The following is an 18090-nucleotide window of genomic DNA, read 5'->3' as shown; positions in this document are numbered from 1 at the left end:
GCTTATATACGATGAGTTACGTTACCATCGCTCCCTCATTTAATCAATGGATATGTATTTTATGCTCATAGGATATGCCCGCGTCTCTACTGCTGACCAATATTTGAATATGCAAGAAGACGCGCTAAAAAGTGCGGGCTGCCAAGATGTTTATACCGATGTTGTAAGCGGGGTTAAAACCGCTCGTCCTGGGTTGCATTCTGCGCTATCACATTTACGCAAAGGCGATATGTTGGTTGTGTGGCGATTGGATCGATTAGGCAGGTCTCTAGCCCATCTCATTCAAACGATAAAAGAATTAAGTGAAAAAGGAATAGGCTTTAAAAGTTTGCAAGAGAACATTGATACGACTACCAGTGGCGGCCAGTTAATCTTTCATATTTTTGGAGCGCTTGCACAATTTGAAAGAGAACTGATACGTGAGCGAACAAACGCGGGATTAAAAGCAGCTAGAATTCGCGGTCGTTTGGGTGGAAGGCCAGTACAGTTGAATAAAAACGAAATTAGGAAGTTAAAAAAACACTATGATAAAGGCGATTTGTCCGTCATGGAGATATGCAAATTATTTAATATTACCAAACCAACACTCTATCGTTACCTAAAAAACGAATCTCAAAAACAATCACAGAAAAAGAAGAATAAGAAATTACATGGACAAAGGCACGATTTATAATTTAAGCGACGATGAATTAATTCTCGCTAAAACTAAAAACACAGACAAGAATAGACTCGGGTTTGCAGTACTGCTGAAATATTTTCAATTGGAAAGTCGCTATCCCAAGCATATCAAATTCATCGATCCATTAATGCTAAATACAATTTCAAATCAATTAAATATTTCACCTTCAATGATTAATCAATTTGATTGGGAAGGAAGAAGTACTAAGCGGTTTCGCCAGGAAGTCAGGGAATTACTTGGATACCGAAAAGTAACGGGCAATGATATACACGATTTCAAAGAATGGTTGTGCAAAAATGTATTTCCTAATGCAATTAAAAGACCACAACGAATTGAACATGCTTATACTTATTTTCGTAACAATAAAATTGAGCCTTTTACATCAAGGGAATTAGATAGACATATAAGTTCATCACATCATGAATTTGAACAACAATTATTTGATTCCATTTACAGTAAATTGGATGAAAAAACAAAGTTTCTGATGGACGAATTACTATCTGATGATGCTGAAAGCGATGATGATGAAATTAATGATGATTCAGAAATAAAATTTAAACATCTTAAAATAGATATTCCAGGTGCTAAATTAAAAAATGTTTTTCGAGCTATCCAAAAAATTGATCGTTTGAAGCAATTAGACTCTCCTGTAGATGTACTTTCCAGCCTTTCAGAAAAATTAATCAAAAAATATTATCATCGTATTATGGCAGAGCGTCCAAGTGGCATGAGAGAGCATAAACCACATATTCGTTATGCAACATTTTCTATTTTTTGTTATTTCCGGTCTCAATTACTCATAGACAGCCTTGCTGATTTGTTTATGAAGTTAGCGCACCAATTACAAACAAAATCTGAAAGTTTTGTTGATAAGAAGATATTATCTGAAGTGAAATGTGTTGATGGTAAATTTGACATATTATACAAGTTGTCTGTTAGCGCTTCAGAAAATCCAACCGGAGTGATTCAAGACATCATTTATCCTCAAGTTGGACAGGATACATTGAAGAACCTGGCAAAAGAATTATGTTTTAAAGGGAAATGGTACCAAACCCAAGTGCACATGAAAATGCACTCATTGTATTCTCACGCCAGCAGGAAAATGTTGCTAGCGTTATTGGATTCATTCACGTTGAAAACAAATTTAAACGCAACCATACCATTAATAAATGGCATTCAGATAATAAAAACATACCGCGACTTTCAGCACGAATTTTACCCTGATGATGCGAATATCCCTATTAAAAATGTGGTTCCAAATGAATGGGTGGACTTAGTTGTTGTTAATTTAGAAAATGGAACCAGAAAAATAAATCGAGTTAATTACGAGTTGTCAGTTTTTCAAGAAATTAAACGGCAATTAAATTGCAAGATGATTTGGATTGAAGGTGCCTATCGTTACCGTAATCCAGATCATGATCTACCAAAAGATTTTGATGAAAAACGGGAACATTACTATGGTTTATTAGGATTACCGCTAAGTGTGAAAGAATTTATTACGCCACGTAAAAAGGAACTACATGATAACTTGACGTTACTAAATGAAAATATTCCTTGCAATGAAAAGGTTGAAATCATTAATAAAGATGGTAGTGGGCACATAAAAATTTCTCCTTATGATCCCCAGGCTGAACCTGTAAATATTAAAAAACTGCATCAGGCAATTAAACAAGAATACGGAACAATTAATTTAATTGATATGCTAAAAGAATGTGACCTTCAGATGGAGTTCACCAATCTTGTGCAGACGGTTGCTAGTCGTGAAAATATACCAAGGGAAATACTACAATTTCGATTATTATTGTGTCTTTACGCAATAGGTACCAACACCGGTCTTAAATGTTTAAGTTCAGCGAATGAATCGGTGAGTTACGATGATCTAAAGTATGTAAAACGTCGCTTTATTACTGTTGAAAATGTCAGGTTTATACTTAGTGAAATTATCAATAAAATATTAGAAATACGTGATCCACGAATCTGGGGAGAAGCAACAACAAGTGTTGCTTGTGATTCCAAAAAAATTAGTGTGTGGGATCAAAATCTAATGGTGGAATGGCATGCACGTTATAAAGGTCGAGGCGTGATGGTATATTGGCATGTAGATGAAAATGCGCTTTGTATTTATTCTCAATTAAAAACATGTTCTTCATCAGAAGTAGGAGCAATGCTCAAGGGAATATTACAACATTGCACTAACATGGAAATGAATCAAGTTTATTGTGATACGCACGGACAAAGTACTCTCGCCTTTGGTGTTAGTGAATTATTAGATTTTGACTTGCTTCCCAGGCTCAAAAATATGTATGCGCAAAAATTATATTACCCATCATCCAGTCAGAGAAATGATTATAAAAATCTGGATTTAATTTTAAAAGAACCCATCAAATGGAAATTGATAGAAGAAAATTATGATGAAGCAATTAAACATATTATTGCGTTAAAAATTGGAACAATGGAACCGGATGTTTTTGTTAAACGATTTAGTAAAGACAATTATCAGCATCCTGTGTATAAAGCCATAATAGAGATTGGAAAAGTATCAAAAACAAATTTTATATGCCGATGTTTAATGTCAGAAGATTTACGAATTGAAATACATGAATCGCAAAATGTAGTTGAGCGTCTCAACAGTGTGATGGGATTTATTTTTTATGGTAAGCTCGGTGAAATATCCACGAACATTAAGGAATATCAGGAACTTGGTATTCTTTGCCTTCATTTACTGCAAGCATGTATGGCTTATATCAATACGATAATCTTTCAAAGGGTGTTATCAAAACCAGAGTGGCAGAATGTATTAGTGCCAGAAGACAAGCGTGCATTGAATGTGCTGTTCCATTCTCACATCAATCCATATGGATTATTCCCATTGGATTTGACGAAACGGTTAGGAATTACGGCAGATGTGCTGGAAATAGACAGTCGTGATGAAGATGAGGACACCATACTAGATGAGGTATATGATAAGTCAGCTTGAAATGGCACCGTATCGCAGCTTCCGTACTTTTGGGCCTAATAAAAGCAAATCCGCCAACCTCTCATTGATAAAATTACTTAATCGTTTAATATCATTTTTATCAACGTTTAAACCTGCAGCGGTACGGAATAGCTTTTGAAATTGTTTCACTGCCATGACCATACAATACTCCTTGCGTCAAAAAAATATTTTATTGAACTAATATTTTAATCTTTTTCGCATCATTTGATTTTGGCAAAATAACATTTAATACCCCATGCTTGTAAGATGCTTTTGCTTCTCTATCTTTTACTTTGCATGGCAATGGAATGACACGACTAAAATGGCCATAAGCACATTCCATTAAATAAAATTGATCTTTCATCTCTTCACGCTTGAGTTGTTTATTCCCTTCTATTATTAACTGATCACCAGCAACACGAACATCTAAATCATTCAATGAAAGCCCAGGTACTTCTACTCTTACATGAATGGAATCATTATCTTCATAGAGATCAACAGGCAATAAACTCCATCCAATACCATGTGACCATTGTTGCAGGGGGTTTATTTGATTGCTTTGCTCATTTTTATTTTTTAAAGGATGAGAAAATCTGGTTAAAGCATTGCGTGATAAGTCACTTAGTTTGTTCCATCCTTCAGAAAAATTTTCCCAAGTTTCATTCAGTCGATTTTTTATAACGGAAAATGATTTCATTATCTTTCTCCTTTATTTAAATTTTTTATAAAAAATATTAAAATGAGTGCGTAGATTACCTACGCACTCATTTAATCATCGCATTGAATTTTGATTAAACGTGGTTGTGCTGATTCTTTCTTGGGAATAGCAATTTCAAGCACACCTTTTTGTATTTTAGCTTCGATTTTCGACCCATCAACTGTGTCAGGTAAAGTAAACCGTCTATAAAAATTACCTTTCACACGTTCCGCACGAAAATAATTATGCTTTTCGTCTTTGTTTTGATCAAAGCGGTGCCCTTTAATTGTTAGAATATTATTTTCCATAGAAATGTTAACATCGCTTTTATCAACGCCAGGTAAATCAGCAAGAATAATAAATTGATTTTTTTCTTCTCTGATATCAACAGCAGGTATCCACTGGCTAGTTTCTATATTTGATGTATCACTATTTGCTAATGGACGAAAAGCATGCTCAATTATTTTATTAACTTCATTCACTAAAGATGCTGGTTCATAACGTGCAATGTAGTTCATGTTTTATCCTCCATTTAGTTAATTTGGGTTCAACATTTTGATATTTGAGGACTCAATTTATTTTTTCAAGGGATCATGAAAACACGTTTATCAGTGCTCTTTTTCCAATACTTTTAAGACTAGATCCAATCGTTCAGGTGAAAAAACACGGGCTAATAATCTCAATCGTTCAAAAACGATGTTACGCCGTAAAAATAATCCAGTCATAGGATGATCGGGTGTATTATTTTCTTCTGCATACATCAATAATTTTGATGCAGAACCCGGATCAATCGTGTCAATCGCTTGTAGCAAGCGTAAAATTCGCGAAGTTTTAAGATGGGAACATAAGGTAATAAAGTTATCTTCATGTGCCAGTTCAAAGCTATCTAATTCATCGAGTGCTTTACCCAGTTTATCCAGTGTTTGTTCGAGAGAAGGTGTGCCATCTAGAGTAAAATCTTCTACGGTTCCATAAAAGAAATTACCTTATAAATCATAGGATCGTCATAGTTTTTCCAAAACTCATGACAGCTCAACAAATCTAATTTTGGCATAGAATCTCTCTCCCAGTTAAAAAACAACAGGAAGAGGAAACACAGCAGAGACAATTTAAAAGTAGATGTTATTCAGGCGGAGCCTTTTTAAATTGCCTAACAACTTTACCAGTTTTATTCTCGATTACTTCTCCATGAATACCATCCACATCAACAGGCCCGCTCGCCTGACCTAACATCCAAATAAAAAGTTCTTCTGCATCATCTCCACTTTTTGTCTCTACTGCCTTTTTTCCACAACATAACTTAGCAGTATATGTATTCATTTTTACCTCTTAAGAGAAGATGAAAAATAACTCTCTTCCTGCTTAGTTTAACCTCAGTTATGGATAAGCGAATTTTAACTTTTTGAAAAGATTGAAAATAAGAAAGGCGCTTGGTAAATTTTGCCATTTTTAACCGCCCAAGGTTTTGAATGGAGTCAAAATGCTACTAGCGCCGATCGTTGAAATTTTCTGTGATATTGATGAGTTTTACAAGAACCATGTAAAAGAATCTGCAAATAAAATTTTGCCCTTACCTAAAGGCAAACGTCAGAGGAAAACAGAATTAAGTGAAAGCGAGATGATGACGATCATGATTTTATTTCACTTAAGCCACTATCGCACATTCAAGGATTTTTATCTGGATTGTGTGTTAGGCCAACTTTTTCGAGAATTTCCTAAAGCGGTAAGCTATCCACGTTTTGTTGCACTCATGCCAAGGTTGCTTGCACCACTAACGGCGTATGTACTATCAAGAACAGGAAAACACACCGGATTGTATTATTTGGATTCTACAAAAATGGTTGTATGCCACAATCGTCGAATTTACAGAAATAAAGTTTTTAAAGGCATTGCTGAACGCGGACACTGTTCTGTAGGCTTTTTTTATGGATTCAAATTACATTTAGCGATCAATCACCAGGGAGAAATTATGAGTTTTTGCATTACAAAAGGAAATGTTGATGATAGAGAAGTTGTTGAAAAATTAATGCAAGGATTAACTGGTTTTGGTGCGGGCGATAAAGGATACATCAGCAAAAAATTAGCGGAGTCGCTTGCAAAACGAGGCATAAAATTGATTACGAAAGTTAGAAAAAACATGAAGAAAAAAATGCTAAGCGCGTTCGAAAAATTTTTTCTTTATCAGCTGTAAAAGTTCCGACTTGATCTGACAGTTACCCGTTTTTCAGTTACGGTTTTACTGTCAGTTCAAGTTGAGATTATCAACTTTTTCCTTCCAGATTCTTTTACCATCAATCAATGTCGCCATCGGAGTTCGGCCACAACACATTTTACCCTGATGTGTGCGTTCATTGTTGTAATAACCGAGCCAATCATCCAGATCTTTTTGCAACTCGTCAATAGTTGTGTAAACTTTCTTTCGGAAAGCAACCTGATAAAACTCATTCAGAATCGTCCTATGAAAGCGTTCACAGATGCCATTGGTCTGGGGTGATTGAGCTTTCGTTTTGGTGTGCTCAATATCATTGAGCGCCAAATACAACTCGTAATCGTGTTGCTCTACCTTGCCGCAAAACTCAGTGCCACGATCCGTTAATACGCGCAGCAAGCCCAAGCCTTGTTCTTCAAAGAATGGCAACACACGATCATTTAACAGGTCAGCAGATGTAATCGGTGTTTTTGTGGTATATAGCTTGCAATGAGCCACTTTGGAGTAGGTATCAACAAATGTTTGCTGATAAATGCGCCCAACACCCTTGAGATTGCCAACATAAAAGGTATCTTGTGAACCAAGATAGCCAGGATGTGCTGTTTCAATTTCACCGCAGGCCATATCATCGTCTTTTTTGCGTTCTAGCGCGGCCAGTTGTGCTTCAGTTAGAATTAAGTTCTCCTCGGCAGATTTCTTTTCCAGTGCGGTTAGACGCTGTTTAAATGATGCCAAATCATGCCTTAGCCAGATGCAACGAACACCGCTAGGAGAAACAAAAACACCTCTTTTCCTAAGCTCATTACTGACTCTTAATTGACCATGCGCGGGGTACTCAATGGCATAGTCCAATACAGCATTCTCTGTAGCTTCATCGGTGCGGTTCTTGATGTTTGGCTGCCGTCTGCTCTTGTCGAACAAGGTCTCAATGCCTCCTTGCTCAACTGCTGATTTATAACGATAAAACGTATCTCTGGAGAAGCCCATTACCTTGCAGGCTCTTGATACATTCCCTAGCTCTTCTGCCAAATTTAACAGACCGACCTTGTTTTTAATGATTTTTTGCGTACACTCGTACATAAGGTTACCTCTTTAATGTTTTGATTTTTACTCGACATAACTATCAAAACGGGTAACCTTACTTTTTTCAAGTAGCAAGTGTCAGATTAGATCGGAACTAATGCATATCAGCGAAGCATTGTAGAAACCGTCATTGATCAACTTAAATCTATCTGCCATATTGAGCATACTCGACATCGCAGTCCGGTAAATTTTCTGGTTAATCTTGTTAGTGGTTTAGCAGGTTACTGTTTAAAAGCAAAAAAACCGTCTATCAGCAGAAGTAAATTTTGGATGTCCTCAATTGCTTAACCATAACTGAGGTTAGTTTATATATAACCCTATTTTCCCGATACAACCTCCTTATTGCCGGGGAAATAGGTTATTCTTCCACTTTTACTTCAATCTTCTTGATTTCCGTTTTTTCTTTCTTCGGTACGATCACTTCTAACACGCCTTGTTTTGATTTTGCAGTAATATGCTTACTATCAACAGCGGTCGGTAGAGTGAACTGCCGATAGAATTGTCCTTGCATACGTTCCATACGATAGAAAGATCCTTTTTTCTCCTCATGTATTTCCTCTCGTTTTCCTTTCAATGTCAGCACGTTATTTTCCAGCGAAATGTCGATATCCTTTGGATCTACGCCTGGTAAATCCGCCGAGATTAAAAATTTATCCTCTTCTTCTCTTATATCAATAGCAGGCAACCATTGACCTGTTCTTCCACTTGCATTCCTCGTATCCAAATCAAATGTGCGCTGCCATAAATTTTCCATGAGATTATGCATATCATTTATCAACTTCGCTGGTTCATAAGGTATTAACGTATTCATACATCATTACCTCCGAACAATTATCATCAAAGTTGAGTCATTTTTACTTCCTTACCGTATGCTTGAGAGTCCCTTCTAGTAATTATTATAAAAATTAAATTTAAAATTTCAAGAGTTTAACTGTATGATTTATAAGGAAAATAATTGTATTTAACCGTATGATTTTTATAAAAATCATACGATCTATTAGGATTTTTGTGGGTTTAAATTCAAAATTCGAGTGAAAATAAGAACTATTCTTCTGTTTCTATTTTAAAGTTCTTCTCTTTCCAACGATCATAGCCACCTTGGAGTTCCATTACATGAAACCCCGACTTTGCGAATTGAGCCGCGGCTTTTGCTGCTAAATGACATTCCACTGAGTAGCAATAAATGACATTCATCAAATCCTTGTTGAGGCCTGATAAGGTATGCCATTTTTCTTCAGGAAGGTTAATAGCTCCAGGGATGTGACCTTTCTTAAAATCTTCCTCATTTCTGACATCGATAATGTTAACGTCGTCTTTATTCTTTTTCATTTCATCAAATAAGTCTCCTGGCCCAATAGTAAAGGCCATTCTATTAATAAAGTAGTCGGCTGCCTTTTGGGGCTTATTAGCTTCGGTCCATTGATTTAATTTATCTTTCATAGAGAGTCCTCCATTCTTCTTTATTGATTATACGTCATTATTCATCCTCAATGACTTTTGGGACAAGATAAAGCCCGGATTCCACCTGAGGTGCGATAGCTTGAAATTTATCGCGCAAATTAGGCTCTGTCACTTTATCTTCGCGCAAACGTTGAGGAATATCTAATGGGTGGGCAAGTGGTTCAATGTTGGTGGTGTCAACTTGATTCATGTCTTCAATGAAATCTAAAATGCGTGAAAGCTGTACTGAATATTCCGCAATATCTGTATCTGCAAGATATAACCGTGACAAATGGGCGATTTTTTGAATTTCTTCAATCGAAAGAGACATCCTGGTTCCTCTTTAATTAATCATTTTTCTAACTATAAAAATAAAACGATTCAATTCCAATTATTGAGCCCATATTTTTATCCATAAAATTGGAAACATCATAAATGGAATGGTATTCTCATAAATCTTATCAATTTCATAGATTATTATCCGCTTTTCACAAGTCAATATAGTGAGCCATGTTACTTCTGTGACAGCGAGTGCATACTTATTTAATTCATTTATGATGCAATATTGTCTATTCTGCATAAACAACAATCTTTTTATCACAATACAATTGAATATGAAGAGGCGATTCAACACCTGATCTTGACCGCTTTTCCAATTCTTTTCTGGTTCTCTGTGACACTAGGCTTAACCGCACACAATGCCACAAGCAGATATCTAAAATGATTTAAAATAATGGTCGAAGAGGGTACTTAAATCACCCATTTTTTTCCCCTTTCTCACCACTCCTTTTTTATTATAGTATTTTAGAATAGAGATCACGCATGATAAGAGAAAAAATAATTATATTTATTCAATCACTAACAAAAAATATGCAAACAAAATTTGACTAGCGTCAGCGTTTTCAAGCTAACTTTGACTTGAACTCTCATTAACTATCCCTATATTCACTGTTACATAGAAGTAATCTGTCATTTATTGATAATTTACAAGGAAAATTTACTATGACTACATTTAACATTCGTCCGTTAAACGATCGACTGGTTGTCGAACCTCAAGAGCAAGAAACAAAAACCAAAGGCGGTATTGTTTTACCTGATACAGCGGATAAAGATAAACCCATGCGCGGAAAAATCATTGCCGTAGGAACCGGAAAATATGTGGATGGCAAAATACAATCTTTACAAGTTAAAACAGGTGATGAAGTCGTCTTTGCGAAATATTCTGGAACAACTATCAAGTTGAACGACAAAGAATACCTCGTCATGCGAGAGGAAGATATATTAGGTGTTATTGAATAACAGCGTTTGATTAATAAATAAAAAGAGGATAAAGACTATGGCAGCTAAAGAATTACGATTCAGTGAAGAAGCACGACAGTTAATGCTCTCTGGCGTTAACGATTTGGCGAATGCTGTGCAAATTACTATTGGACCACGCGGTCGCAATGTGGTGATCGATAAATCATTTGGTGCGCCACTTGTTACTAAAGATGGTGTGACTGTTGCCAAAGAAATTGAATTTAAAGATAAGTTCAAAAATATGGGCGCACAAATGCTTAGAGAAGTTGCATCTCGTACTTCTGATGAAGCAGGTGATGGCACAACTACTGCTACTGTTTTAGGTCGTCAAATTTTTGCCGAAGGATTAAAGTTAGTGGTTGCTGGCTATGATCCTATGGATTTAAAACGTGGTATTGATAAGGCTGTATCTCAAGCTGTCGAAGAATTGAAGAAACTCTCTGTTCCCTGTAAAGACGATAAATCCATTGCACAAGTAGGGACAATATCTGCCAATGCGGATGAAGCCATTGGTCGAATTATTGCAGATGCAATGGCCAAAGTGGGTAAAGAAGGTGTCATTACCGTTGAAGAAGGTTCTGGGTTAGAAAATGAATTGGATGTTGTTGAGGGGATGCAGTTTGATCGTGGATACGTATCGCCTTATTTCATTACGGATCAACAAACCATGTCTGCTGATTTAGAGAATCCTTACATTTTTATAACCGACAAAAAAATTACTACTATCCGGGATTTGGTGTCACTACTTGAAGCAGTTGCAAAGTCTGGTCGTCCTTTATTGATGATTGCAGAAGATATAGAAGGCGAAGCTTTAGCTACCTTAGTAGTCAATCAAATGCGCGGTATTGTAAAAGTATGCGCTGTCAAAGCACCCGGATTTGGTGATCGTCGTAAAGAAATGTTGCAAGATATTGCTGTTATCACCAGAGGACAAGTGATTGCCGAAGAAGTAGGGCGCACACTGGAATCAGTGAAATTAGATGATTTAGGTACAGCAAAACGCGTACACATCACCAAAGACAACACTACCATTATTGATGGTGGCGGTGGGAAAAAGGATATCGAAGACCGCATCCAACAATTAAAAGCACGCGTTAAAGAAACAACATCTGACTATGATCGTGAAAAACTGCAAGAGCGTATTGCTAAATTAGCAGGCGGAGTAGCCGTCATCAAGGTAGGCGCAACATCAGAAGTCGAAATGAAAGAGAAAAAAGCTCGTGTAGAAGATGCTCTTCATGCGACTCGTGCCGCCGTCGAAGAAGGTGTTGTGCCTGGTGGTGGTGTTGCATTGGTTCGCGTAATGCAATCAATAAAAAATCTTAAAGGCAACAATGACGGCCAATCAATCGGCGTACAACTCATTTGCCGTGCACTAGAAGCACCTATTAGACAGATTGTTGTTAACGCTGGTTATGAGCCATCTGTTGTTTTAAATAAGGTCACAGAGAATAAAAGTAATCATGGATTTAATGCGGCAACCGGCGAATATGGCGATATGTTAGAAATGGGCATTTTGGATCCCACCAAGGTCACTCGCACTGCCTTGCAGCAAGCAGCTTCTGTTGCTGGCATGATGATTACAACGGAGTGCATGATCACTGAATTACCCAAAAATAAATCCCCCATGGGAAGAGAAAGAATGGGCGGCATGGGTGATATGATGTGATTAATTTATTGACCGGTGAGAACCCTGTCTGATTATTGGCGGGGTTCAAATTTCAAATGATCAAATAAATACCAAAAATTACAAGTAAGTCAAAATTATGACGCTTTCTTTTAACACCAATAATGCTGTTATAATAAATCGTTTCCTTTCAATTGTTAATTAAGCCTAGGGTAGAATTTATTTTCATGGAGGAATTAAATATGAATCAAATTGTTAAACGCCCTCTCTTTTCAAATTTATCGGAACTTCATCAAGCCCTTGATCGCATGTTTGAACCATCTTCCTTCTTAGATCGTGAAAACTGGCTTTCGAATGTCGTTGGATCAAATTGGACGCCAACCATTGATATTAAAGACGAAGCAAATCAATATGTCATTCGAGCAGATGTGCCGGGTGTAGATCCCAAAAATATAGAAGTAAGTATCGATAAAGGCATGCTCACAATTAGGGGACATAGAGAAACAGAAACTAAGGAAGAGCGTGAAAATTATGTTCACGTCGAAAGATCACAAGGATCCTTTTATCGTACCATCAGTCTGTCTAATGCAGCTGATTCGTCAAAGATTAGTGCCAAGAGTAAACACGGTGTATTAGAAATTACTATTCCAAAAGCAAAGGAAAGTTTGTCACAAAAAATTCAAATAAAAGAAGAATAAAATTTCATACAAAGCCGGTAAGGATTATTTGCCGGCTTTATTGAAAGGGAAATGAGTGCAATGTCGTGCTTAATGAAAAAAATAATCATGATGACTCCTATTAAACACTGTTTATTTAGGAATATGGCATATTACTTACTAATCCGCATAAAAAGGAGAATTGACTATGCTAAAGAGAGCATTATTTATTTTAACCTCAGTTATGGATAAGCGAATTTTAACTTTTTGAAAAGATTGAAAATAAGAAAGGCGCTTGGTAAATTTTGCCATTTTTAACCGCCCAAGGTTTTGAATGGAGTCAAAATGCTACTAGCGCCGATCGTTGAAATTTTCTGTGATATTGATGAGTTTTACAAGAACCATGTAAAAGAATCTGCAAATAAAATTTTGCCCTTACCTAAAGGCAAACGTCAGAGGAAAACAGAATTAAGTGAAAGCGAGATGATGACGATCATGATTTTATTTCACTTAAGCCACTATCGCACATTCAAGGATTTTTATCTGGATTGTGTGTTAGGCCAACTTTTTCGAGAATTTCCTAAAGCGGTAAGCTATCCACGTTTTGTTGCACTCATGCCAAGGTTGCTTGCACCACTAACGGCGTATGTACTATCAAGAACAGGAAAACACACCGGATTGTATTATTTGGATTCTACAAAAATGGTTGTATGCCACAATCGTCGAATTTACAGAAATAAAGTTTTTAAAGGCATTGCTGAACGCGGACACTGTTCTGTAGGCTTTTTTTATGGATTCAAATTACATTTAGCGATCAATCACCAGGGAGAAATTATGAGTTTTTGCATTACAAAAGGAAATGTTGATGATAGAGAAGTTGTTGAAAAATTAATGCAAGGATTAACTGGTTTTGGTGCGGGCGATAAAGGATACATCAGCAAAAAATTAGCGGAGTCGCTTGCAAAACGAGGCATAAAATTGATTACGAAAGTTAGAAAAAACATGAAGAAAAAAATGCTAAGCGCGTTCGAAAAATTTTTTCTTTATCAGCGAAGCATTGTAGAAACCGTCATTGATCAACTTAAATCTATCTGCCATATTGAGCATACTCGACATCGCAGTCCGGTAAATTTTCTGGTTAATCTTGTTAGTGGTTTAGCAGGTTACTGTTTAAAAGCAAAAAAACCGTCTATCAGCAGAAGTAAATTTTGGATGTCCTCAATTGCTTAACCATAACTGAGGTTATTTTAATAACGGGTTTATTTTTCATATTGTCAACGTCAGTTACATTAGCTGATAACCTTCCAGCTACTGCAGTCCCATTATCTGCAGTCATTACAAACTTACAGACCAAAGGCTACAACAACATTAAAGAAGTTAAATTTGAACATGGTTTTTATGAAGCAGAAGCCATGAATGCGCAAGAGAACGAAGTGAAGTTGGAGATTGATCCTAAAACAAACGCGATTACCAAAACTAAAATTGGCTACAAAATGAAATCTATGGCCAACCCCAAGATTTCTATGCTTGATGCGATAAAAAAAGTAGGAGCAGCCGGATACCATGACATTTATAAGATAGAATTTAAGAAGGATAAGTATGAAGTGAAGGCACTCGATAAAAATAATAAGGAAGTAGAATTAAGAGTAAATGCTAATACTGGCGAAGTAAGCAAAGAATGGTTTTAATCCTTAAATATTTGGCAGTTTAGGAGCAGCAATATCGTTGTTGCTCCTAAAAAAATTTTCTATTATATGTTTCTGGAGGGAATAGATCATTAGGTTTTACTTCTAATCCTTGGATGATTTTTAATAGATTAAGCGCGGTGACATTTGCCTCTCCACGTTCGATGGTCCCGTAATAACCCCTATTCATATCAATGAAATTCGCGAAATTTTCTTGAGAAAAGCCTCTCGTATTTCGTAGCTTACGAATTTGTTTGCCTATTAGGATTAAGTTTTTGTCCCTTTTCATCCTCTAAAGAATATGGGGTATACTCGATATATAACCACACGGTATGTCTATCATTTTGACAGGATAATAAAAGCAATATGAAATCGTGAGATATAAATTGTTCGCATCGAATATATTTGTAAAATTAATAGACTCTCATGGTTTATGTAAGAAGTAAGAGTAGTTGGGTTACACTAATACAAAAGGAAGATACTTAAGATGGATACAAACATGATTGATACAGAAGCTATAGAAACTTTTGATAAATTTGCTGATGAATATGATACCTGGTTTGATCGCCATCCTGCTGTTTTTCAATCAGAGCTAGCTGCATTTAAAAAATTAATACCTGAATCAGGAGATGGGCTTGAAATTGGTGTAGGTTCAGGAAGGTTTGCTTCCCGACGCGGAATTAAAACGGGTGTAGAACCATCTGATAAATTAGGTGAAATGGCAAAAATACGTGGAATCGATATTCACAAATGCACTGCTGAAACCTTACCCTTTAAGGATCAGCAGTTTGATTTCATCTTACTTAGCACTGTATTGTGCTATGTCAGGGTTCCATTAATGGCTCTCCAAGAAGTAAAGCGGGTATTAAAAACAAATGGTATTCTGGTCATTGGTATGATTGATCGCAAATCATTCTTGGGACAAATTTATGAGATTAAAAAACAAGAAAATAAGTTTTATCAGCATGCCCATTTCTATTCTGCTGCCGAAATTCTTGACTTGCTGCATGAAATTAATTTCGAAGAAGAAGTTTATCAAACAATCTTTTCTCCTATCGAGAATATATCCACTCCAGAACCGATTAAACCTGATTATGGTGAAGGTGGATTTATTGTGATATCGGCTAAGTTAGCAAAAAAGTTTTTTTACCCATCTATATAATAATTATAAATTATTGAATGCGTAATTTATAAAAGGATTATTATGGATAATAGTTTCATTAAACATGCCACTGAGTTTGTCCCAAATGAGACAATAAAAAGCAAAAAAACAGTTACTCATTCTGTTTTTTTATCAGCAATTGCGATCATCATTGCTATCAGTTGTATTTCAGCTTATCAATTTTATAATCTAAAAAATGCTAACCGATGGGTAGCGCACACCTATCAAGTAATATTAGCCTCACATAACTCGCTTTATCATTTAACTTATTTAGAAACCAGACAACGTGGCTATCTATTATTTAATGATAAAAATTATCTTTCTGACTTTAACGAGAATGTATCAAAAATAAAAAAATCATTGGCAAATTTAACTGAACTGACAACGGATAATCCTTCACAAAATGAAAAAGCGATCAGGTTATCTACGTTAATTAATAAAAGGATCGATTTGTTAAAGCAAATGTTACAAATAAAAAATAATGGAAAATTATCCTCTCCAGAAGCCATGAATCTATTCCAAAAATCACAAGCAGTCTCTGATGAGATAAGAGCATTAACAAATGAAATTGTACAAGTAGAATTCACATTATTAAATGAACGTAATATTAGCGCAATACGCAATGCAACTATTACAGATGTTATTTTTGTGATTGGGCAAACCATCAGTGTTATCTTTTTATTAATTGCATTTTTATTATTTAATCGAGAGCTATTAAAACGAGGACATGCCGAAAGCAAAATTAGAAATTTTGAAAACCAATTACGAAGTATCATTGAAGGGGCAAGTGACATGATCGCTGCTCTTGATTTAAACTATCGTTTTATCATTTTTAACCACGCTTATGAAAAATAATTTCAGCGTCTTTTTGATACAAAAATTTCTATTGGAATGAGTTTAGATGATGCTCTGATCAATTTTCCAGAAGTAAAAAATAAACTAAAAGCATCATGGAAACAATCTCTCGAAGGTAAAGAATATGTTCAAAATATAGAATTTAATGTACATGACAAAAAAATTATATATGAAGTCACATCTAGCTTAATAAAAAACTCACAAAATAATATTGTTGGGGCGATGCATATCAAAAGAAATATTACCGAGCGGTTAAAAACTGAAAATATATTGCATGAAGGCATGCATGAACTGAAAGATAAAAATGAAAAGATCACTCTATTACTAGAAATGAGCGATGTCATGCTGGCTTGTAACTCGATAAATGAATTAAGCGAAATCACTGCTAAATATTGTGGCAAAGTGCTTAGTTTTTCCAAAGGTGTATTTTATATTATGCATCCATCAAAAGATTTTCTTGAAGCGAGTGCCAGCTGGGGATCGCCAATCTCAAATACTAGCAATTTTACTCAAGATCAATGTTGGGCATTACGATTAGGTCATATTCATCACGCAGGTTTTTCAGAGACAGAATTAACTTGTGATCATATAATCAATAATGTTACTGAAGAAATATCCTATCTTTGTGTGCCATTGCGCGCACAAAATGATATTTATGGTTTACTCTATGTTGAAGTAGCTAAAAAAGAAGGCGAACAACAACTAACAAGCAATGAACGATTGCTTGTTAATGCTTTTGCAGAATTAGCAGCGCTTGCCTTAGCTAACGTGAGATTGCGGGAAAATTTGAGTTTTCAATCCGTTCGTGATCCTTTAACTTCTCTATACAATCGGAGATATTTAGAAGAATTCCTTATAAAACAAATTCATCAATCAGAACGCACAAAACAACCACTTTCTGTTTTAATGTTAGATCTTGATCATTTTAAGAGAATTAATGATGTACACGGCCATGATGCAGGTGATTTGGTTCTAAAGCAACTATCTCAGTTATTAATAAATGAGATACGTCCTGGTGACTTAGCAGCACGATATGGCGGAGAAGAATTTATCATTGTGCTTTACGATACTGAGGCGCAAACGGCCATCAAGCGTGCGGATAATATCCGCAAATCCGTTTCATTGCTACATGTTAAATTCGGTGCACAAGATACGGGCGAAATTACCGTCTCAATTGGCATATCTGAATATCCACAAGATGGAAAAACCGGTTCAGAATTAATCGAAGCCGCCGATAAAGCTTTATACGTTGCTAAAAACACCGGCAGAAATAAGGTTGTGCCCTTTTCGGAAGTCCAACTTAATCTCAAGATATCTACAAATAAAAAAAGTACTGTTGAAAAGGAGCATGAATAAATCATCATTTATAAATCAAATTTAAACTTTTTCATAAATTTTTGTTCAAAAGGAGGTTGGGCCATTAGGAAAAACAAAATTGCTCTAGATACAAGCGGTATGGGTGGAATCGGGCCAGCTATTCGATAAATGTTGATATTAAGAACTATCGAGTAGGTGCCTATCAACCCAAATGTAGTAGCTCAAATGCTTCCATAGCCTAATTCTATTTTGTCGCGCTGAATATTTTTTTTAGAAATGACACTCACGATTTTGGGTCAATGATTTAGTAGTTCTGATAATGGTGATTATCGGTCATCATTAAATAATATCATGTGTAAAACGATGTTGAATGTAAAAACATTTAACCATATTATAGAGAGCAA

19 protein-coding genes and 3 pseudogenes are annotated in these 18090 nt (G+C 35.8%); 12 read left to right on the top strand and 10 right to left on the bottom strand.

Going from position 1 to position 18090, the window contains the following annotated elements; genetic code table 11:
• Window positions 1–61 precede the first annotated feature (61 nt).
• Both AQUSIP_RS12125 and AQUSIP_RS12120 read left to right on the top strand, forming a co-directional pair.
• A complete protein-coding gene (locus AQUSIP_RS12125) occupies window positions 62–673 on the top strand; it encodes a recombinase family protein (RefSeq protein ID WP_114835428.1) in 612 nt (203 codons plus the stop codon).
• The gene (locus AQUSIP_RS12120; RefSeq protein WP_114835427.1) at window positions 651–3656 is read left to right on the top strand and encodes a Tn3 family transposase; all 3006 of its coding nucleotides are present in this window, start codon (window positions 651–653) and stop codon (window positions 3654–3656) included. Before AQUSIP_RS12125 ends, AQUSIP_RS12120 begins: the two co-directional genes overlap by 23 nt.
• Here the strand turns inward: AQUSIP_RS12120 and AQUSIP_RS12115 are convergent.
• The 5 genes and pseudogenes from AQUSIP_RS12115 to AQUSIP_RS12095 form a co-directional block, all read right to left on the bottom strand.
• Window positions 3648–3818: a DUF1931 family protein gene (locus AQUSIP_RS12115; RefSeq protein WP_114835426.1), complete on the bottom strand. Its 171-nt coding sequence runs from the start codon at window positions 3816–3818 to the stop codon at window positions 3648–3650. The genes AQUSIP_RS12120 and AQUSIP_RS12115 overlap by 9 nt on opposite strands.
• 28 nt (window positions 3819–3846) lie before the next feature.
• On the bottom strand, window positions 3847–4353 hold the full coding sequence (locus AQUSIP_RS12110; protein WP_114835425.1) for an Hsp20/alpha crystallin family protein: 507 nt from the start codon (window positions 4351–4353) through the stop codon (window positions 3847–3849).
• A gap of 71 nt (window positions 4354–4424) precedes the next feature.
• Window positions 4425–4871, bottom strand: a complete 447-nt coding sequence (locus AQUSIP_RS12105) for an Hsp20/alpha crystallin family protein (RefSeq protein ID WP_114835424.1) — start codon at window positions 4869–4871, stop codon at window positions 4425–4427.
• A gap of 90 nt (window positions 4872–4961) precedes the next feature.
• Window positions 4962–5407: pseudogene (gene icmW / locus AQUSIP_RS12100) on the bottom strand (type IVB secretion system protein IcmW).
• Between the two features lie 68 nt (window positions 5408–5475).
• On the bottom strand, window positions 5476–5673 hold the full coding sequence (locus tag AQUSIP_RS12095; RefSeq protein ID WP_114835423.1) for a hypothetical protein: 198 nt from the start codon (window positions 5671–5673) through the stop codon (window positions 5476–5478).
• 160 nt (window positions 5674–5833) lie between these two features.
• On the opposite strand from AQUSIP_RS12095, the pseudogene AQUSIP_RS12090 reads away from it, so the two are divergent.
• A pseudogene (locus AQUSIP_RS12090) lies at window positions 5834–6538 on the top strand (IS982 family transposase); the annotation flags it as partial.
• A 57-nt stretch (window positions 6539–6595) separates the two neighbouring features.
• On the opposite strand, the gene AQUSIP_RS12085 reads toward AQUSIP_RS12090, so the two are convergent.
• Window positions 6596–7642, bottom strand: a complete 1047-nt coding sequence (locus AQUSIP_RS12085; RefSeq protein WP_114835537.1) for an IS481 family transposase — start codon at window positions 7640–7642, stop codon at window positions 6596–6598.
• 108 nt (window positions 7643–7750) lie between these two features.
• On the opposite strand from AQUSIP_RS12085, the pseudogene AQUSIP_RS12080 reads away from it, so the two are divergent.
• Window positions 7751–7933 (top strand): annotated as a pseudogene (locus AQUSIP_RS12080) (transposase); the annotation flags it as partial.
• Window positions 7934–8003: 70 nt separating this feature from the next.
• On the opposite strand, the gene AQUSIP_RS12075 reads toward AQUSIP_RS12080, so the two are convergent.
• The 3 genes from AQUSIP_RS12075 to gatC form a co-directional block, all read right to left on the bottom strand.
• Window positions 8004–8456 carry an Hsp20/alpha crystallin family protein gene (locus tag AQUSIP_RS12075; RefSeq protein ID WP_114835494.1) on the bottom strand — a complete coding sequence of 151 codons (453 nt, stop codon included), beginning with the start codon at window positions 8454–8456 and terminating at the stop codon, window positions 8004–8006.
• 233 nt (window positions 8457–8689) lie between these two features.
• Window positions 8690–9085, bottom strand: a complete 396-nt coding sequence (locus tag AQUSIP_RS12070; RefSeq protein WP_114835495.1) for a rhodanese-like domain-containing protein — start codon at window positions 9083–9085, stop codon at window positions 8690–8692.
• A gap of 37 nt (window positions 9086–9122) precedes the next feature.
• Complete coding sequence (gene gatC / locus AQUSIP_RS12065; RefSeq protein WP_114835496.1) at window positions 9123–9416, bottom strand: Asp-tRNA(Asn)/Glu-tRNA(Gln) amidotransferase subunit GatC; 294 nt, start codon at window positions 9414–9416, stop codon at window positions 9123–9125.
• Between the two features lie 671 nt (window positions 9417–10087).
• Between gatC and AQUSIP_RS12060 the strand changes: the two genes are divergently transcribed.
• The 5 genes from AQUSIP_RS12060 to AQUSIP_RS12040 all read left to right on the top strand — a co-directional run bounded on the left by AQUSIP_RS12060 (window position 10088) and on the right by AQUSIP_RS12040 (window position 14355).
• Window positions 10088–10384, top strand: a complete 297-nt coding sequence (locus AQUSIP_RS12060) for a co-chaperone GroES (protein ID WP_114835498.1) — start codon at window positions 10088–10090, stop codon at window positions 10382–10384.
• Window positions 10385–10421: 37 nt separating this feature from the next.
• Complete coding sequence (gene groL, locus AQUSIP_RS12055; protein ID WP_114835499.1) at window positions 10422–12053, top strand: chaperonin GroEL; 1632 nt, start codon at window positions 10422–10424, stop codon at window positions 12051–12053.
• A gap of 200 nt (window positions 12054–12253) precedes the next feature.
• Entirely contained in the window at window positions 12254–12709 is a 456-nt protein-coding gene (locus AQUSIP_RS12050; RefSeq protein ID WP_170131896.1) for an Hsp20/alpha crystallin family protein, read from the top strand.
• A 303-nt stretch (window positions 12710–13012) separates the two neighbouring features.
• Window positions 13013–13897 carry an IS982 family transposase gene (locus AQUSIP_RS12045; protein ID WP_148326070.1) on the top strand — a complete coding sequence of 295 codons (885 nt, stop codon included), beginning with the start codon at window positions 13013–13015 and terminating at the stop codon, window positions 13895–13897.
• Window positions 13898–13938: 41 nt separating this feature from the next.
• Complete coding sequence (locus AQUSIP_RS12040) at window positions 13939–14355, top strand: PepSY domain-containing protein (protein ID WP_147277501.1); 417 nt, start codon at window positions 13939–13941, stop codon at window positions 14353–14355.
• Between the two features lie 46 nt (window positions 14356–14401).
• Here the strand turns inward: AQUSIP_RS12040 and AQUSIP_RS12035 are convergent, their stop codons facing one another.
• Window positions 14402–14641: a helix-turn-helix domain-containing protein gene (locus AQUSIP_RS12035; RefSeq protein WP_114835027.1), complete on the bottom strand. Its 240-nt coding sequence runs from the start codon at window positions 14639–14641 to the stop codon at window positions 14402–14404.
• 210 nt (window positions 14642–14851) lie between these two features.
• Here AQUSIP_RS12035 and AQUSIP_RS12030 point away from each other — a divergent pair, with 210 nt between their 5' ends.
• The 3 genes from AQUSIP_RS12030 to AQUSIP_RS12515 are packed head-to-tail and all read left to right on the top strand — an operon-like array spanning window position 14852 to window position 17725.
• Window positions 14852–15514 carry a class I SAM-dependent methyltransferase gene (locus AQUSIP_RS12030; RefSeq protein WP_232058709.1) on the top strand — a complete coding sequence of 221 codons (663 nt, stop codon included), beginning with the start codon at window positions 14852–14854 and terminating at the stop codon, window positions 15512–15514.
• Window positions 15515–15556: 42 nt separating this feature from the next.
• Window positions 15557–16369 carry a CHASE3 domain-containing protein gene (locus tag AQUSIP_RS12520; RefSeq protein ID WP_232058708.1) on the top strand — a complete coding sequence of 271 codons (813 nt, stop codon included), beginning with the start codon at window positions 15557–15559 and terminating at the stop codon, window positions 16367–16369.
• 36 nt (window positions 16370–16405) lie between these two features.
• The gene (locus AQUSIP_RS12515; protein WP_232058707.1) at window positions 16406–17725 is read left to right on the top strand and encodes a sensor domain-containing diguanylate cyclase; all 1320 of its coding nucleotides are present in this window, start codon (window positions 16406–16408) and stop codon (window positions 17723–17725) included.
• Window positions 17726–18090: the final 365 nt, after the last annotated feature.

This window comes from Aquicella lusitana (genome assembly GCF_902459475.1).
GTDB classification, from domain to species: Bacteria; Pseudomonadota; Gammaproteobacteria; order DSM-16500; family DSM-16500; genus Aquicella; species Aquicella lusitana.
Note: the sequence above shows the minus strand (reverse complement) of the source record. Positions and strands in the feature narration are given on the sequence as shown.